The following is a 13,388-nucleotide window of genomic DNA, read 5'->3' as shown; positions in this document are numbered from 1 at the left end:
GTTACGCTTCGGGCTGGGCGACCTTCAACTGGAGACCGGGCCTGACATAGCCGCATCCGCGGCATGCCGCGTGGGGCCGCTTCGGTGCCTGGCACTGGGGACAGAGCACGGTGTGGGCCGCCTTGATGGCATGGTGCGACCGTCGGCGACGGGTCCGGCCAGGCGAGGTTCGAAATGCTGGGTTCATGGTCGATGCTCCGTCGAGGCGAAGGCGGTCGGTGCCCCGCGAAGGGCTACACAGGGTACCGGGGCAATGAAGACTGTCAACCCGGCCAAGGGGGCGATCATCCATCCGACAGCCATGGGCGGGGTTCGTAAACTCGCCTCCATGCTGGCGCGTTTCGAGTTGTATACCGACGGAGCCTGTTCCGGGAACCCGGGGCCGGGGGGCTGGGCGTTCATTCTGCGGGGGGAGGGGATCGATGGCGAGGTCGCCCGATCGGGGTTCGACCCCCAGACCACGAACAACCGCATGGAACTGCTGGCCATCATCGAGGGGCTGGAGGCACTCCCGGCCGACCGGGGCAAGGTCTCGGTGACCTCGGACAGCGAGTACGCCGTGAAGGGGCTGCGCGAGTGGCTCGACGGTTGGAAGCAGAAAGGTTGGAAGACCAGCCGCCGCGAGCCGGTCAAGAACGACGACCTCTGGAAGAGGCTCGACGCGTTGCGCGAGCGCCACGAGGTGTCCATGCACTGGGTTCGTGGCCACAAGGACCACCCGGAGAACAACCGATGCGATCAGATGGCCGTCGCAGAAATCGAACGGCGCGCTTCGCGGCGCTGAGCGTGCTGGCGGGAGTCCTTCTCGGCACGCCCTTCATTCTTGAGGCGGCCGCGGCGCCGCGAGTCCAGGCGCGCGATCCATCGCGCGCTCCAACGCGCGATTGGGATCGAGCGCCGGCCACGGCGCCATCCAGCACGGTCCTCGTCTTCGACCGCGTTGAGCTCTCCTTTGAAGGGGCCGACGCGCCGAAGGACAAGGATGCAACGACCCCTCGCGGTGATCTGATCCTGAAGGACTTCGGACAGACCGCGGAGCGCACGCTGCGCCTGCCGCAGGAGCCGACGCCCTCGCAGGCGATGAGCGTCTTCGGCGTCGTCACCGTCGAGCCGATCGATGATCCTGAGGCGCTGCCGAGGCCGGGCGATCCTTGGACCCGCCTTGGGTCGGTGGGCGTGGTGCTTCCAGTGGGTGGAGGTCGCCCGCCCATGCAGGTTGAACTCATGCGCTTCGTGACCGGCTTCGGTGCGGCGGGCCGCTTTGAGGCGGATCTGACGCCGTTGCTCCCGGTGCTCTGGGGCGAGCGAACCTTCAGGGTTCACATGGGCACATGGAAGAACCCGGGATGGCGCGTCTCCTTCGAGTTGCGCTACGAGAGTGGCACTGCGGGCATTCGTCGGCCAAGCATGGTCGTGCCGCTCATCGACGAGCCGGTGGTGAAGCGGGGCACCGGCCGCATGCAGGCGAGCTTCACGCTTCTGCCCGGTCTCGATCGGCCGCGACTTCGCGTGCTCTCGACTGGCCATGGCAGCGAGATGGGCGATGAGTTCCGTCCTCGCACGCACATCGTGCGCGTCGATGGCGTGGAAGTGGCGCGGTGGCGTCCATGGCGCGAGGATGGCGCGCGCGTGCGCTCATCGAGCCCGTGGGCGGAGCGGCGCATCGTCGACGGGCGCGAAGTGTGGGCCAGCGACGCCGATCGGAGCGGCTGGGTTCCCGGTCGCCTTGTCGATCCGTTCGTCATTCCGCTCGATGAGTTGACCCCCGGTCGTCACCGAGTCGAGATCGAAGTGCTCGACATCCGCGAGACACCCGCGGGCCAACCGCCGGATCACTGGCGCGTCTCGATGTCGATCGTCGCCGATCAGGCGTGGCCGACCACGGGCGCACCGGCTCGGTGAAGTCGATGCGTGCGGACTGACGCCGTTTCCCGGCTCCGGGCGGGCTTTGCTGGAATAGCGGGAGATTTCGCGCACGCCTGCTCTGCACTTGCGGCCTTCTGAGTGACGCGATGCGGAGCCCCGACGGGTTCCGTGAACGGCGACGGATCGAGGCATCACCGTGTGCCTCGCCGCAGCGACGCCGGGTGCTCGCCGCATCGCGCTCGAAAGGAGCAGGTCATGAAGAAGTCTCTGCACATCACCCTCACGAGCCAGTCGCACCACTCCGCGCCGATCCTCGGCGCGGCCGCCCTTGCGGTTGCCGCTGCAACGCTCGCCGCGCATGGCGGGAGTCGGGCGCCGACCCCCACCGCCGGGCTGCCCAAGTGGGAGGAGCCTTCGTCGGCCAATGGAGCGCTGCTCCTCGGTGAGGTTCTCTCGCGGCCCAGCAAGAACGCGTGGCCAGCGGCAACGCTGCTGCGCTCGATCGGCGTGCCCGTCGCGCCCCGCGCTGAAGTCGCGCTCGTTGCCGACCAAGCGTCGCTCCTTGAGACCTTCGCCGTGGTCGCCGATGGCGTGCCCGGCCGTGCCTTTGTGAAGGTGCTTCCCCTCGCGAAGGCCGCACTCGCCAAGGGCGCGTCGGAGCTGCACGACTCTGAGTCCGGTGCGCATGCCGAACTCACCTGGAGCGCCGAGTTGGTCGCCGCGAAGATCGAGTACGGCCGATGCCACACCCTCGCCCTTCTGCTTCAGAGCGAGTACTTCATCCTCTCGCTCGAACCGGAGGAGTCGATGGTGAAGCTCACGACGCTCACCATCCTGGGCGAGGTGGTCGATGCCGCCGTCGGCATGCAGTACATCGCGCAAGTGGCCGAGGCGGCGGGGCCGGGGCCCGACATTGGCGGCGACGGCATCGATGTGGTCGCACTCGAAGCGAGCGCCGGACCCACGGCCAAGAAGGCCAAGAGCCTTGATCCCTCGATCACGCTGAACCTTACGATCCACGGCGTTCCGAGCGTGGCAATCGAGGACCCGAATGACTTCGTGCCGGAGGTCTCCGACCCCGGCTGCCAGAACCCCTGCGCGTTCCAGCAATTCGCCACCACCATCTCCTGCCAGATGTGCTTCCAGCTCCTGCTTGAGAGCATGTTCGATGCGCCCCTCGGGACGGCGTCACGCGGGTGCACGGCCCTCTGCATTCAGCAGCCCCAGAGGTCCGTCGGCGGGTGCCTCGGGCAGTGCGCCATCGGCTTCGCGACCGGGGTGACGGAGTACCTCATCTTCACCCTCGAGAACCTTGACGCCTGCCGGCAGCAGGCCGAATCCAGCCACTGCGAGTGCATGGCCATCTGGTGCGGAAAGCCCTGCTGAACCCCGGCCCGACTCCCCATATCCTCCCCCGATCCCGCTGGCTGGCTCCACGCCAGCCGCGGGATCCTTGATTTCATGACCCTGCCCCCGTTGCAGTCGGCGGGCGGGCCCGGTACTCTCGTCGATCCGACTCGTTCGAGCACCACTGCGCCATGCCCACCATCAATCAACTCGTTCGCAAGCCGCGCCGCCCGGTTCATGGCAAGAGCAAGGTCAAGGACCTCGCCGCCTGCCCGCAGAAGCGCGGGGTCTGCCTCCAGGTCAAGACCGTGACCCCCAAGAAGCCGAACTCCGCGCTCCGCAAGGTGGCGCGTGTTCGCCTTTCCAATGGCAAGGAAGTGACGGCCTACATCGGTGGCGAAGGTCACAACCTCCAGGAGCACTCGATCGTGCTCGTTCGCGGCGGTCGTGTCCGTGACCTTCCGGGCGTGCGCTACCATGTGGTTCGAGGCGCCCTTGACTGCCTGGGTGTGGATGGCCGCAAGCAGGGCCGTTCGCTCTACGGCGTGAAGCGGAAGGCCGCCAGCGCCGCCAAGTCCAAGTGATTCATTCCTCAAGAGACGCGCTACGCCCGACGAGACGACTGACGAGATCGAACGATGCCGAACAAGTTCACCCATAGCGAAGCCCAGCTCAAGCCTGATCCGCGATACCAGGACAAGACGGTCGCCAAGTTCGTCAACTGCATCATGTATGACGGCAAGAAGGCGACCGCGCAGAAGATCGTCTATGGCGCGTTCGACGCCATCCAGACTCGTCTGGACAAGGAAAAGCCGGAGAATCTGCCCAAGACGGCCATCGAGGTCTTCCAGCGCGCCCTTGAGAATGTGCGACCGTCGGTCGAAGTGCGGTCGAAGCGTGTCGGTGGTGCGAACTACCAGGTGCCGATGCAGCTCAATCGCCGTCGGCAGCAGAGCCTGACCTTCCGCTGGATCATTGAGGCGGCCCGCGAGGAGCGTGGACGCCCCATGCACCTTCGTCTGGCGAAGGAACTGTGGGACGCCTGCCGCAATGAAGGCAAGGCCGTGACGACGCGTGAGAACACGCACCGCATGGCCGACGCCAACAAGGCGTTCGCTCACTTCGCCTGGTGATTCCAACCTAGAGATTGCAGCCCGTCGCCTGGCAATCGGCGCGCGGGTGGCAGTCCGCGCGTTGCGACCCTGCACGCACGGTCGTGTGCTTCCTGCGGCTCAGGCCCGTGTGAGTTCGAAGACGGTGATCTCAGGGCGCACATTGAAGCGCACCTGATGAAGGTGGCCAAGTCCGCGGCTGATGTAGAGCTTGCGTTCTCCATCGAGTGCGAAGGCGCCGGCGGTGTAGCGCTTGTTGCGAACCGGGAGGATGGGCGGCGGGAGAAACGGCGGTTTGCACTGTCCGCCGTGGGTGTGGCCCGAGAGGATCCACCCGTCGTAGTCGCCCCAGCCTGGCTCGTCGACGGAGTCGGGGTTGTGGCTGAGCACGAGTGTGGCGGCCGAGCGATCAAGTGAAGGCAGCACATCCGTCGGCCGGAAGCAACCCGCCCAGAGATCGTCGAGGCCAACGATCTGAAGGCCATCGATGTCGTGGCGTTGATTTCGAAGCACAGTGACGCCAGCCGCGCGCAGCATGTCGGTGATGCGATTGGCATGAGCCGATTGCGACCAGCGAAGGCCGTGGTCGTGATTGCCGAGCACCGCAAGCGTGCCGCGACGCCCGTGCGGCAGGTGCTCGAGTGTGCGCTCGAGCGCGCCGAAGGCTTGCTCGTGGCTCGTGACATAATCACCCGTCAGCACGACGATGTCGGGTTCAAGGCGAGAGATCCTCTCAAAGGACCCAACGAGGAACTCGGGATTGACCTGGCGGCCAACATGCACATCGCTGATCTGTACGAGCATGGCGCCGACGAGCGCGTGCGGAAGGTGACGGATGTCGAGCGGGCGTCGCACGATCTCGAGCCAGTGCGGTTCGATCCAGCGCGCGTAGCCACCAAGCCCGAGTGCGCCGGCGGTCATCGCGCCAGCAGTGATGATGAACCGCCGTCGAGTGAGTGAGACTGCCACATCACTCACCGACGAGCGCCGCGCGATCAGGGTTCGCGCCGGGCGGTGACTCGGGCGTGCCGACGCCACAACACCGCTGAAACGGGCGTCGCCGTGATGGCGCGGTTCCTTGACGGGTCCCCGGGGCACACGGTCACCCCTGCGCTGTCGCGGTGCCGCGGGCCCTGATGGAAGCAGAGAGAGAGCGCGTGGCGTAGTCTCTCCCCATGAGCCGAGGAAATCTGCTCACGGTGCTGATTCTGGCGGGGCTTGCAGGCGGGGTCATCCTCGGCCAGGTGCTCTACCTGACGGTCGGGAAGAGTGATCCTGCAGCGCTCGACTGGCTTCGTCAGGCGGGAGACTTGGTGCTCATCAGGCCGCTGATGCTGATGATCATTCCGCTCGTCTTTGCGAGCGTGGTGGTGGGGGTCACGAGCCTCGGCGATCCCTCGAAGCTCGGAAGAGTCGGCGGCGCGACGCTCCTCTACTACTTCGCGACCATGCTGATCGCGGTCGCGCTGGGGGCGGTGCTGGTGACCACCATTGCTCCGGGCGTCGGGCTGCCGCCTGAACAGGTCGCGGCCCTTCGGGCCGAAGGTGAGCGCTCACTCGAAGCGAGGCAGGATCTTCAGAGCAGCGTGAGCAGCGCGGAAGCGCTCGGTGTCGGCGGCGCGTGGATGAACATCCTGCACCAGATGGTGCCGACGAACCTGCTTCACGAGATGAGCGCGAATCGGCCGCTGGGAGTCATTGTTGCCGCGCTCCTCTTCGGGTTGGCGCTCGCTGCCACTGGTGAGCGCGCGCGGCCTGTGGTGGACTTCTTCAACGCGCTCTTCGCCGGCCTGATGGTGCTCGTCGGGTGGATCATCTGGCTCACGCCGATCGGGGTCCTGTTGCTCGTCGGCTGGACCGTCGGGACGATCGGCCTCTCGGCCCTCGTGGGCCCGCTGAGCATGTACATGCTGGTGGTGCTCGTCGGTCTCTTCATCCACGGCGCGCTGATCCTGCCGCTGGTGCTTCGCCTCTTCGGTCGCACGAATCCCTACCGGTTCATGTGGCAGATGCGCCGGGCCCTGATGACCGCATTCGGCACCGACTCGAGTTCGGCCACGCTTCCCGTCACCATCCAGACGGCGGAGACCGAGGGGAAGTGTTCGAAGCGATCAGCCAACTTCGTGCTTCCGCTTGGCGCGACCATCAACATGGATGGCACCGCGCTCTATGAGGCCGTCGCGGTGGTCTTTCTCTTTCAGCTCTTCGGCATCGATCTCTCGATGACCGAGCTGGTGATCGTCGTCATCACCGCCACGCTCGCGGCGGTTGGCGCGGCGGGCATTCCATCGGCCGGCCTTGTGACCATGGTCATTGTGATTACCGCGGTCAACCGTTCACTCGCGGGGCGGGGCGTCGAGGCGCTGCCGATCGCAGCGATCGGAATCTTGCTCGGCGTCGATCGCATTCTCGACATGTGCAGGACCGTGGTGAATGTCTGGGGCGATGCCGTGGGCGCGAAGATCATGACAAGACTCGCGCCGGATGCGGATCCGCCCGCTCGCTAGCAGCGCCACGGGCCCCTCGTCAGAAGATCTCCAAAAATCTGGCCGGATGGGGTTGATCGTGCGGTCAGAATCCACTAGAACGCCTTTCGTCGCGGGGGTCGCGACACCTTGATCGGCCATCAACGCGGGGAAGGACCCCGGTCGAGGTTGCGTCCGGAGCCCGTCGGTCCTGCGGGCTGTGTCGGGGTACCGACTCAGATTTCTGTCAGAGGGAGAGGCTCTCAGTGAAGAGTTGTTTCTTGGGATGTGCTGTGGCTGCGCTCTTGGTGTCCGGCGTTTCAGCCGGCGGCGGAGCGCCAGTCGTGAACCTGTACGCCGATTCGGCGCCAAACCTGTTCGGCTCACCCGCCTGGGCACCATGGTGGGCGTCGGCACGGGCCGACATGGAGGCGGGGACCTTCGAGAACATGCGAAGCGGCGCCTATCCGGGCTCGCTGCTCATGTCGCCCCACAACCTCATCGTCTACTCCACGGGCGACCTGGGAAGGCGTCTGCACACGATGTTCTGGATCCCCGATGAGACGACGGCGTCGCTCGACGGTCGTTTCCAGATGCGCTACTGCCTGGACTGGGATGGCGTCGACTATGTGTACGACTTCGGGCTCAACGACTATGTCGTCTATGACGGCCCCACCGGCTCGGCGGGCTGGGTACAGCCGGCAGGAAGCTGGTCCAACTACAGCACCGGTGTCGTGGGCAATCCCGGCTGGGCCTGGTGGGCCACCGATGACGATGCGCCGCCCTTCAGCACCGATGCCAATCCCTACAACGAGACGGACGCGGCCGATGTCGAAGCGCTCGCCCGCATCATCCGTTCGGCCCAGACCTACTTCCGCCTGGAGATTCGCACTCGTGCCACGATCGGCGATGCATGGGGCAACTACGACGCGATCCAGGTGAACATCGATCAGCCGGCCATCGAACTCCTCGCGACGGACACCTGCGTCAACGCAAGCGAGAACCTCTTCGTCGATGTGCGGGTCACCAACTCCTCTGGAGCGTGGGACAGCGTCAACACCTTTGATGCGCCGGTGCCCATCGCGGCCACCCAGGCGCCGGGCGTCTGGTACACGGACCGCTACGCCCCGGCCATCTTCGCGCAGGCGTCCTTCGATGGCGACGACCGTCTCCACCATGGAATCGATGCAGCCGACGGTGCCGACAACCGGCCGCCGGCGTTCAGCGGGGCGTTCTACAACACCCAGGGCCGCAAGTTCGATCTTCCCACCGGCACCAACGCCATGGCCGTGGACCTCTATGTTCCGGCCGACTGGGCGACCACGGGGCGCCGCATGGCAGGGCTGTGGGGCACGGCGGTGAATGATGCGAATGTGCTCACCGGCTATCCCATCCTTGAATTCACCAGCGACGGTGGTACCCCGCGCTTCCGCGGATGGGACAACGGATTCTGGATCGACATGGGTCTGCCCACCGGATTCGCCTACGACCAGTGGGTCACGCTGACCATCACGCTCTCGTCCGACAGCTTCAGCTACAGCGTGGGAGATCTTGCCGCAACGGTCGATGGTCTTGGGTCGGCTCGCATCAGCAATGTGATCCTCCAGGGTCACAACACGACGACTGGCGTGACCTACGACATCTACTGGGACAACTTCGCCCAGGGCGTGAATGGCACCGCCGGAGCCTGGATGGCCGGCATCCAGACGATCGTGGACTTCGACAGCACTCGGCTCGACTTCGTTGGAGCCACGGCCGAGGGACCGTTCCCGCTGGTCGTCTTCGGTCCGTTCGTGACGGGTGACACCATCATCTTCGCCAATGGCGTCGGCTTCGGAGATTCCGAAGTCAAGCCTGTCGGGACCGTGACGGTGGCACGACTCGAATTCCAGCCCAAGGTGGGATCGAGCGGGTGCGACATCAACGATCTCGTCGCCTTCAGCTCGTGGTCGGTCTTCTCCACGCAGCTCACCGATGAAGTCGGCACGCCAATCCTCTCCACCCACATCGACATCAACGATGTGACCATCGACTTGATCAGCCCTGTCCTCGTGGGCGTTCCCGGAGATGTGACCACGCCGTGCGATGCTGGGGAGACCTATGCCACCGTGCCGGTGACGCCGCCGACCGCGACGGACAACCTGCCCTGCGGCAATCCCGTCGTGACCCTGCTGGTCACCTACCCGGACAGCAGCACCAGCACCACGCTGCCGGTGGATCATGAGTACCCGATCGGGACCACCACGCTCCAGTGGACGGCCACCGACGAGTGCGGCAACACCTCTACCGCAACGACCACCATCACCGTGCTCAACGCCAGTCTCCTCAACCTGGACATCACGCTCTCGGGAACCGTGGGCGGAAGCCACACGCGCGACATCCGCGTGCGCTGGGGTCCGGGTGCGTTGAACGCTCTGGTCCCGGTGAACTTTGTCGGTGCCAACGGCACGGCGTCAGTGCTCATCGCGCCGGCGGGCGTCTACACCTGCTTCAATGTGAAGGATGAAGTCCACACACTCGCGAACGCGGTGACGCCTTCCGTCCTCGGCGGCGAGTACTTCGTCTCAGCATTCCTGATCCAGGGCGACAGCAACAACGACAACCTGATCGACATCCTCGATTTCGGTCTGTTCGTGGGTGACTTCGGCCCTGCGGCGCAGAATGGTCGCAGCAACTTCAATGCTGACTTCGTCGTCAACAACGCCGACTTCACCTTCATCTCGCTCAGCTTCTTCTCCATCGGAGAGTCGTGCGGCGCCTACGCCGATGGCGGCGCTCAGCCGCTCGCGTCCATCCATGTGAAGGAGCTTGCGAAGATGGGCCTGGCGGAGCTGGCCATCGCCGATCTCAATGGCGACGGCTGGGTTGATTCGACCGACATCGCCCTCTTCATGCAGGGCGTGCGGCCGAAGACCCCCGCGGGGCGACCGCTTCAGTCGAAGCCGGTGGCGGAGTGATGTGATCGGTTGACCTCATCGGACTCTGGGTCGGCGGCGCGCGAGAACACCACACCTCGCGTGTTCGCCGGCCCGGAGTCACTTCCCAGGAGCGGGACCATGCTTCAGGTAGGCAGAGTGATTGACCGTTGGACATGCCTTGCGGCGCTCCTGGCGCTCGCGATGATGGGTGTCGCTCGAGGGCAGAACGCGCTCATCGGCATTCAATTGGTCGGACCGCCCGGTCCCGTAGTGGTCGGACAGACGATCGACATCAAGGTGCGCCTCAAGCGAGAGCCGATTGACTCCATGCTCCCGACAGGCTTCTCCTGCGCGGCGCTGGACCTGATCTTCGCTTGGAACCCAGCCCATCTTCAGCTCACCGGGCTGTCGCAGGCGGGGTCCGTGCCGCTGCTCGCGTCGTACTTCCCCAATCCATCAGTCGACTACACCGGCATCAACGAGGTTGTCCCTCCGCAGGATGGCAATGGCCTCTATTACGCCCTTGCCCCGCTGGGTCAACCGGTCCAGGTTCCCGTGCAGGGTGTGCAGATCACGACATTCAAGTTCAAGGTGCTTTCGGCGTTCGCGGAGACATGGGTCGAGATCCTGAGCGATCTCACCGTGAACTTCCCCGCCGAGACGGTGGTCTATGACGGAACAGTGGCCGGGCTCGATGTCACCGGGACATTCACCCACGCCCAGGTCACGCAGGTGCTTCCCTGCCCGGCTGACCTCGACGGAAACTGGGTGGTCAATGGCGCCGATCTCGCGATCGTTCTTGGAGTCTGGGGTCCGGCCCCCGGCTCGCCCGCCGATCTCAATCAGGACGGGGTGGTGAATGGCGCAGATCTCGCGATCGTGCTTGGGGCGTGGGGGAGTTGTCCGGGCTCGTAGGTGTGGTGAGAGGCCGCCAGCTCGGGAGTGATGGCACTCCGGGCCGCGCGGAACGAAAGGTCAATGAATCCAGGAATCGAGAGAGCGAAGGAGAGAGAGATGAGTCATCGTGCAGTTCGACGGACCTTTGGTGCATTGGTTTCCGCAGGAATTGCCTGCTTGTTCGGTGCCGTTGCGTCGGCGACTCCACCGGGGGTCATGGCGCTGGAGGCAGACCCGTGTGCCGGTGTCCTTGATGTGGTCATCGTGGATGTCGCGATCGGCGCGACCGCCAAGCCCTGGGTGGGCGGGCAGGCGCTCATCGCCTATGACACGACGCATCTCTTCTTTGTCGGCCCGATGAGCGGCGACCCGATTTTTGATCTCCCGATCTACTTCGCGTCGAACCCGGTCTTGGGGCACATCGACCTTGCCAACGGAATTGCGCCGGGTGGAGGCGACACGAACGGGGATGTCGTCCTCTCACGACTGGTGTTTCTGACCCTTGCCACGCCTTCGCCATGCCCGGTTGCGGATCTCGTCTGGTTCCGAAGTGACCCTGTCTTTGAAACTCGCCTCTCGATGGAGGATGGGACACCGATCAATCCGACGCTTCAGTCGCTGAATCCGCTGTCGATCACCGATGGTCCGACCATCACGCCGCCAGCGGATCAGTCATGGGCGCTGCCGCTGCTGGCCGGATGCGTGATCGGCGGTAATCCCGGCTTCGCGACCGCGACCTCGCCGTGTGGCGGCGCGCCGGTCATCACCTGGCAGCGCAGCGATGGCGAGCTCACGCTCACGGCTCCGTATCGCTATCTCGACTCGCCCATCATCATCGAGTGGACCGCAACCGATGACTGCGGCAACAGTGCGTCGGCGGATCAGGTGATTGCCGTGACAGGCTGCCTCGGTGACCTGAATGGCGACTCGGTGGTGAACGGCGCCGATATCGCGATCATCCTCGGGTTCTGGGGGGTCACGCCTCTCTACTTAGGGGACCTCAATTGCGACGGCCTCGCCGATGGCGTGGACATCGCCCTGCTGCTCGGAAACTGGGGTCCGTGCTGACCGAGTGGTGGCGCACCGGGCGCAACGCTCTACAGTGGTGGAGTGAGCGGGCCAGACGCACGGCATGATCGACAGCGGTTGCTCGAGTGGCTTGGTAACGATGGCCAGACCCGGCTTCGCCGCGCCCATGCCGCCGTCGTCGGGTGCGGTGCGCTTGGCTCAGTGGAGGCGGAGTGGCTGGTGCGGGCTGGCATCGGCACGCTGACGCTCATCGATCGAGATACGGTCGAGTGGAGCAATCTCCAGCGGCAGTCGCTCTATACCGAGCGCGACGCCGAGCGTGCCGCGCCGAAGGCGGAGGCCGCACGACAGCGCCTTCGGGAGATCGATCGAAGCGCTCGCCTGCATGCGTGTGTGGAACATCTCGACGCGGGGAATGCCGAGGCGCTTCTTCGAGGCGTGGATGTCATCATCGACGGACTGGACAACGCCGAAGGTCGCTACCTGCTCAATGACTACGCCGTCGCCCACGGCGTCCCGTTCATTCATGCCGCCGCTGTGGGCATGGAAGGGCGCACCCTCGCAGTCCTGCCGGGGCGCCCGTGCCTTCGCTGCTTCTTTCGGCAGGCGCCGGCGCCTGGAGCGCTGGGAACCTGCGACACCGTTGGTGTCTTCGGGCCAGTGATCGGTGCCGTGGGGGCATTGGCCGCCGCCGACGCGCTACGAGTCGCCGCAGGTCGGAGCGACCTTGTGCCGAATGGCCTGCACGCGATCGATCTTGCCGCAGTTCGAGTGACGACCATCGGCTCCGCTCAGAGACCCGACGCGGCGTGTCCATGCTGTGCGGGGCGGAGCTTCGAGTGGCTTGCGGCGCCCGTGATCGATGCCGCGGTGCTCTGCGGTCGCGGCGCCGTCCAGATTGCACCCGCGCAGCGCCACGGCAGCCGATCCGAGGCAACCTTCGACCTGGCCAGCGTGGCACAGCGACTCGCGCACCATGGCGCCTTCACGGAGCGCGACGGCCTTCTTCGAGGAACGCTCTCGTCGATCGAATCACCCGAAGGGCATCCGGTCGAGCTGACTCTCTTCGCCGATGGCCGGGCGATCATCGGCGGATCGACGGACCTTGCCTTCGCGAGGAGCGTCTACGGCCGTTTCGTGGGGATCTAGTGGGGCACACCGCGTCCTGTGGGAGCCTGCCGGTACCATCTTCGCTTCAAGGAGAACTCTCGGTGACCACCGCCACGCAACCCCGCCTCGCCTCGTTGATCGTTCCTTCGCTACGGATGTCTCTCGGGTACGCCCAGCAGCTCGTGCGTGACATTCCCGCGGAGAAGTTCGCTCATCTTCCTGCCAAGAACATCAATCACCCGGCGTGGTGTCTCGGACACCTGGCCATCTATGCGGAGCGCACGCTGGAGCTCATCGGTCGCGCCGACCTCGCGGCGCCCGATCAGCGCTTCGTTGAGGCGTACAAGGCGGGAACCCCCTGTGTCGAAGGCCCGTCGAATCTCCCCAAGGAGGAGATCGTTCGGCGCTTCGAGACCCGCTGGGCCGTCGTCGCCGATGTGCTCCCCGGAGTTCCCGATGAACGATTCTTCACGGAGAACCCAATGGAGGGTCGGATGAAGGAACTCATGCCCACGATCGGAGCTGCGGTGATCTTCCTCGTGGGACCTCACCACATGATGCATCTGGGCCAGATCAGCACTTGGCGGCGCTTGATCGGCCTCGGCTCGGCGATGTGATACGCAGAGGGGCAGTGCCCCCAAAGG

General features: G+C 65.3%; 13 protein-coding genes. 11 read left to right on the top strand and 2 right to left on the bottom strand.

Annotation, left to right across the window (positions count from 1 at the left end):
* Position 1 precedes the first annotated feature (1 nt).
* Positions 2-187: a 50S ribosomal protein L32 gene (rpmF, locus tag KF724_08555; GenBank protein MBX3355735.1), complete on the bottom strand. Its 186-nt coding sequence runs from the start codon at positions 185-187 to the stop codon at positions 2-4.
* A 66-nt stretch (positions 188-253) separates the two neighbouring features.
* Between rpmF and rnhA the strand changes: the two genes are divergently transcribed.
* The 5 genes from rnhA (at position 254) to rpsG (ending at position 4,346) form a co-directional block, all read left to right on the top strand.
* The gene (gene rnhA / locus KF724_08550; protein ID MBX3355734.1) at positions 254-784 is read left to right on the top strand and encodes a ribonuclease HI; all 531 of its coding nucleotides are present in this window, start codon (positions 254-256) and stop codon (positions 782-784) included.
* Positions 733-1,902, top strand: a complete 1,170-nt coding sequence (locus tag KF724_08545) for a hypothetical protein (GenBank protein MBX3355733.1) — start codon at positions 733-735, stop codon at positions 1,900-1,902. The genes rnhA and KF724_08545 overlap by 52 nt, the downstream gene beginning before the upstream one ends.
* Before the next feature lie 219 nt (positions 1,903-2,121).
* On the top strand, positions 2,122-3,252 hold the full coding sequence (locus KF724_08540; GenBank protein MBX3355732.1) for a hypothetical protein: 1,131 nt from the start codon (positions 2,122-2,124) through the stop codon (positions 3,250-3,252).
* Between the two features lie 152 nt (positions 3,253-3,404).
* The gene (rpsL, locus tag KF724_08535; GenBank protein ID MBX3355731.1) at positions 3,405-3,797 is read left to right on the top strand and encodes a 30S ribosomal protein S12; all 393 of its coding nucleotides are present in this window, start codon (positions 3,405-3,407) and stop codon (positions 3,795-3,797) included.
* A gap of 54 nt (positions 3,798-3,851) precedes the next feature.
* Complete coding sequence (gene rpsG / locus KF724_08530; GenBank protein ID MBX3355730.1) at positions 3,852-4,346, top strand: 30S ribosomal protein S7; 495 nt, start codon at positions 3,852-3,854, stop codon at positions 4,344-4,346.
* A 99-nt stretch (positions 4,347-4,445) separates the two neighbouring features.
* Here the strand turns inward: rpsG and KF724_08525 are convergent, their stop codons facing one another.
* Positions 4,446-5,246 carry a metallophosphoesterase gene (locus KF724_08525; protein MBX3355729.1) on the bottom strand — a complete coding sequence of 267 codons (801 nt, stop codon included), beginning with the start codon at positions 5,244-5,246 and terminating at the stop codon, positions 4,446-4,448.
* Between the two features lie 254 nt (positions 5,247-5,500).
* Here KF724_08525 and KF724_08520 point away from each other — a divergent pair, with 254 nt between their 5' ends.
* The 6 genes from KF724_08520 (at position 5,501) to KF724_08495 (ending at position 13,361) form a co-directional block, all read left to right on the top strand.
* On the top strand, positions 5,501-6,832 hold the full coding sequence (locus KF724_08520) for a dicarboxylate/amino acid:cation symporter (protein MBX3355728.1): 1,332 nt from the start codon (positions 5,501-5,503) through the stop codon (positions 6,830-6,832).
* Positions 6,833-7,134: 302 nt separating this feature from the next.
* On the top strand, positions 7,135-9,747 hold the full coding sequence (locus KF724_08515) for a hypothetical protein (GenBank protein ID MBX3355727.1): 2,613 nt from the start codon (positions 7,135-7,137) through the stop codon (positions 9,745-9,747).
* Positions 9,748-9,846: 99 nt separating this feature from the next.
* Positions 9,847-10,623, top strand: coding sequence for a hypothetical protein (locus KF724_08510; GenBank protein ID MBX3355726.1), 777 nt, complete (start codon positions 9,847-9,849; stop codon positions 10,621-10,623).
* 159 nt (positions 10,624-10,782) lie between these two features.
* On the top strand, positions 10,783-11,673 hold the full coding sequence (locus tag KF724_08505; GenBank protein ID MBX3355725.1) for a hypothetical protein: 891 nt from the start codon (positions 10,783-10,785) through the stop codon (positions 11,671-11,673).
* 42 nt (positions 11,674-11,715) lie between these two features.
* Complete coding sequence (locus KF724_08500) at positions 11,716-12,783, top strand: ThiF family adenylyltransferase (GenBank protein MBX3355724.1); 1,068 nt, start codon at positions 11,716-11,718, stop codon at positions 12,781-12,783.
* Positions 12,784-12,845: 62 nt separating this feature from the next.
* The gene (locus tag KF724_08495; GenBank protein MBX3355723.1) at positions 12,846-13,361 is read left to right on the top strand and encodes a DinB family protein; all 516 of its coding nucleotides are present in this window, start codon (positions 12,846-12,848) and stop codon (positions 13,359-13,361) included.
* Positions 13,362-13,388 lie beyond the last annotated feature (27 nt).

The organism is Phycisphaeraceae bacterium, assembly GCA_019636735.1.
Taxonomy (GTDB): domain Bacteria; phylum Planctomycetota; class Phycisphaerae; order Phycisphaerales; family SM1A02; genus VGXK01.
This window is presented reverse-complemented; position numbering and strand designations above follow the sequence as displayed.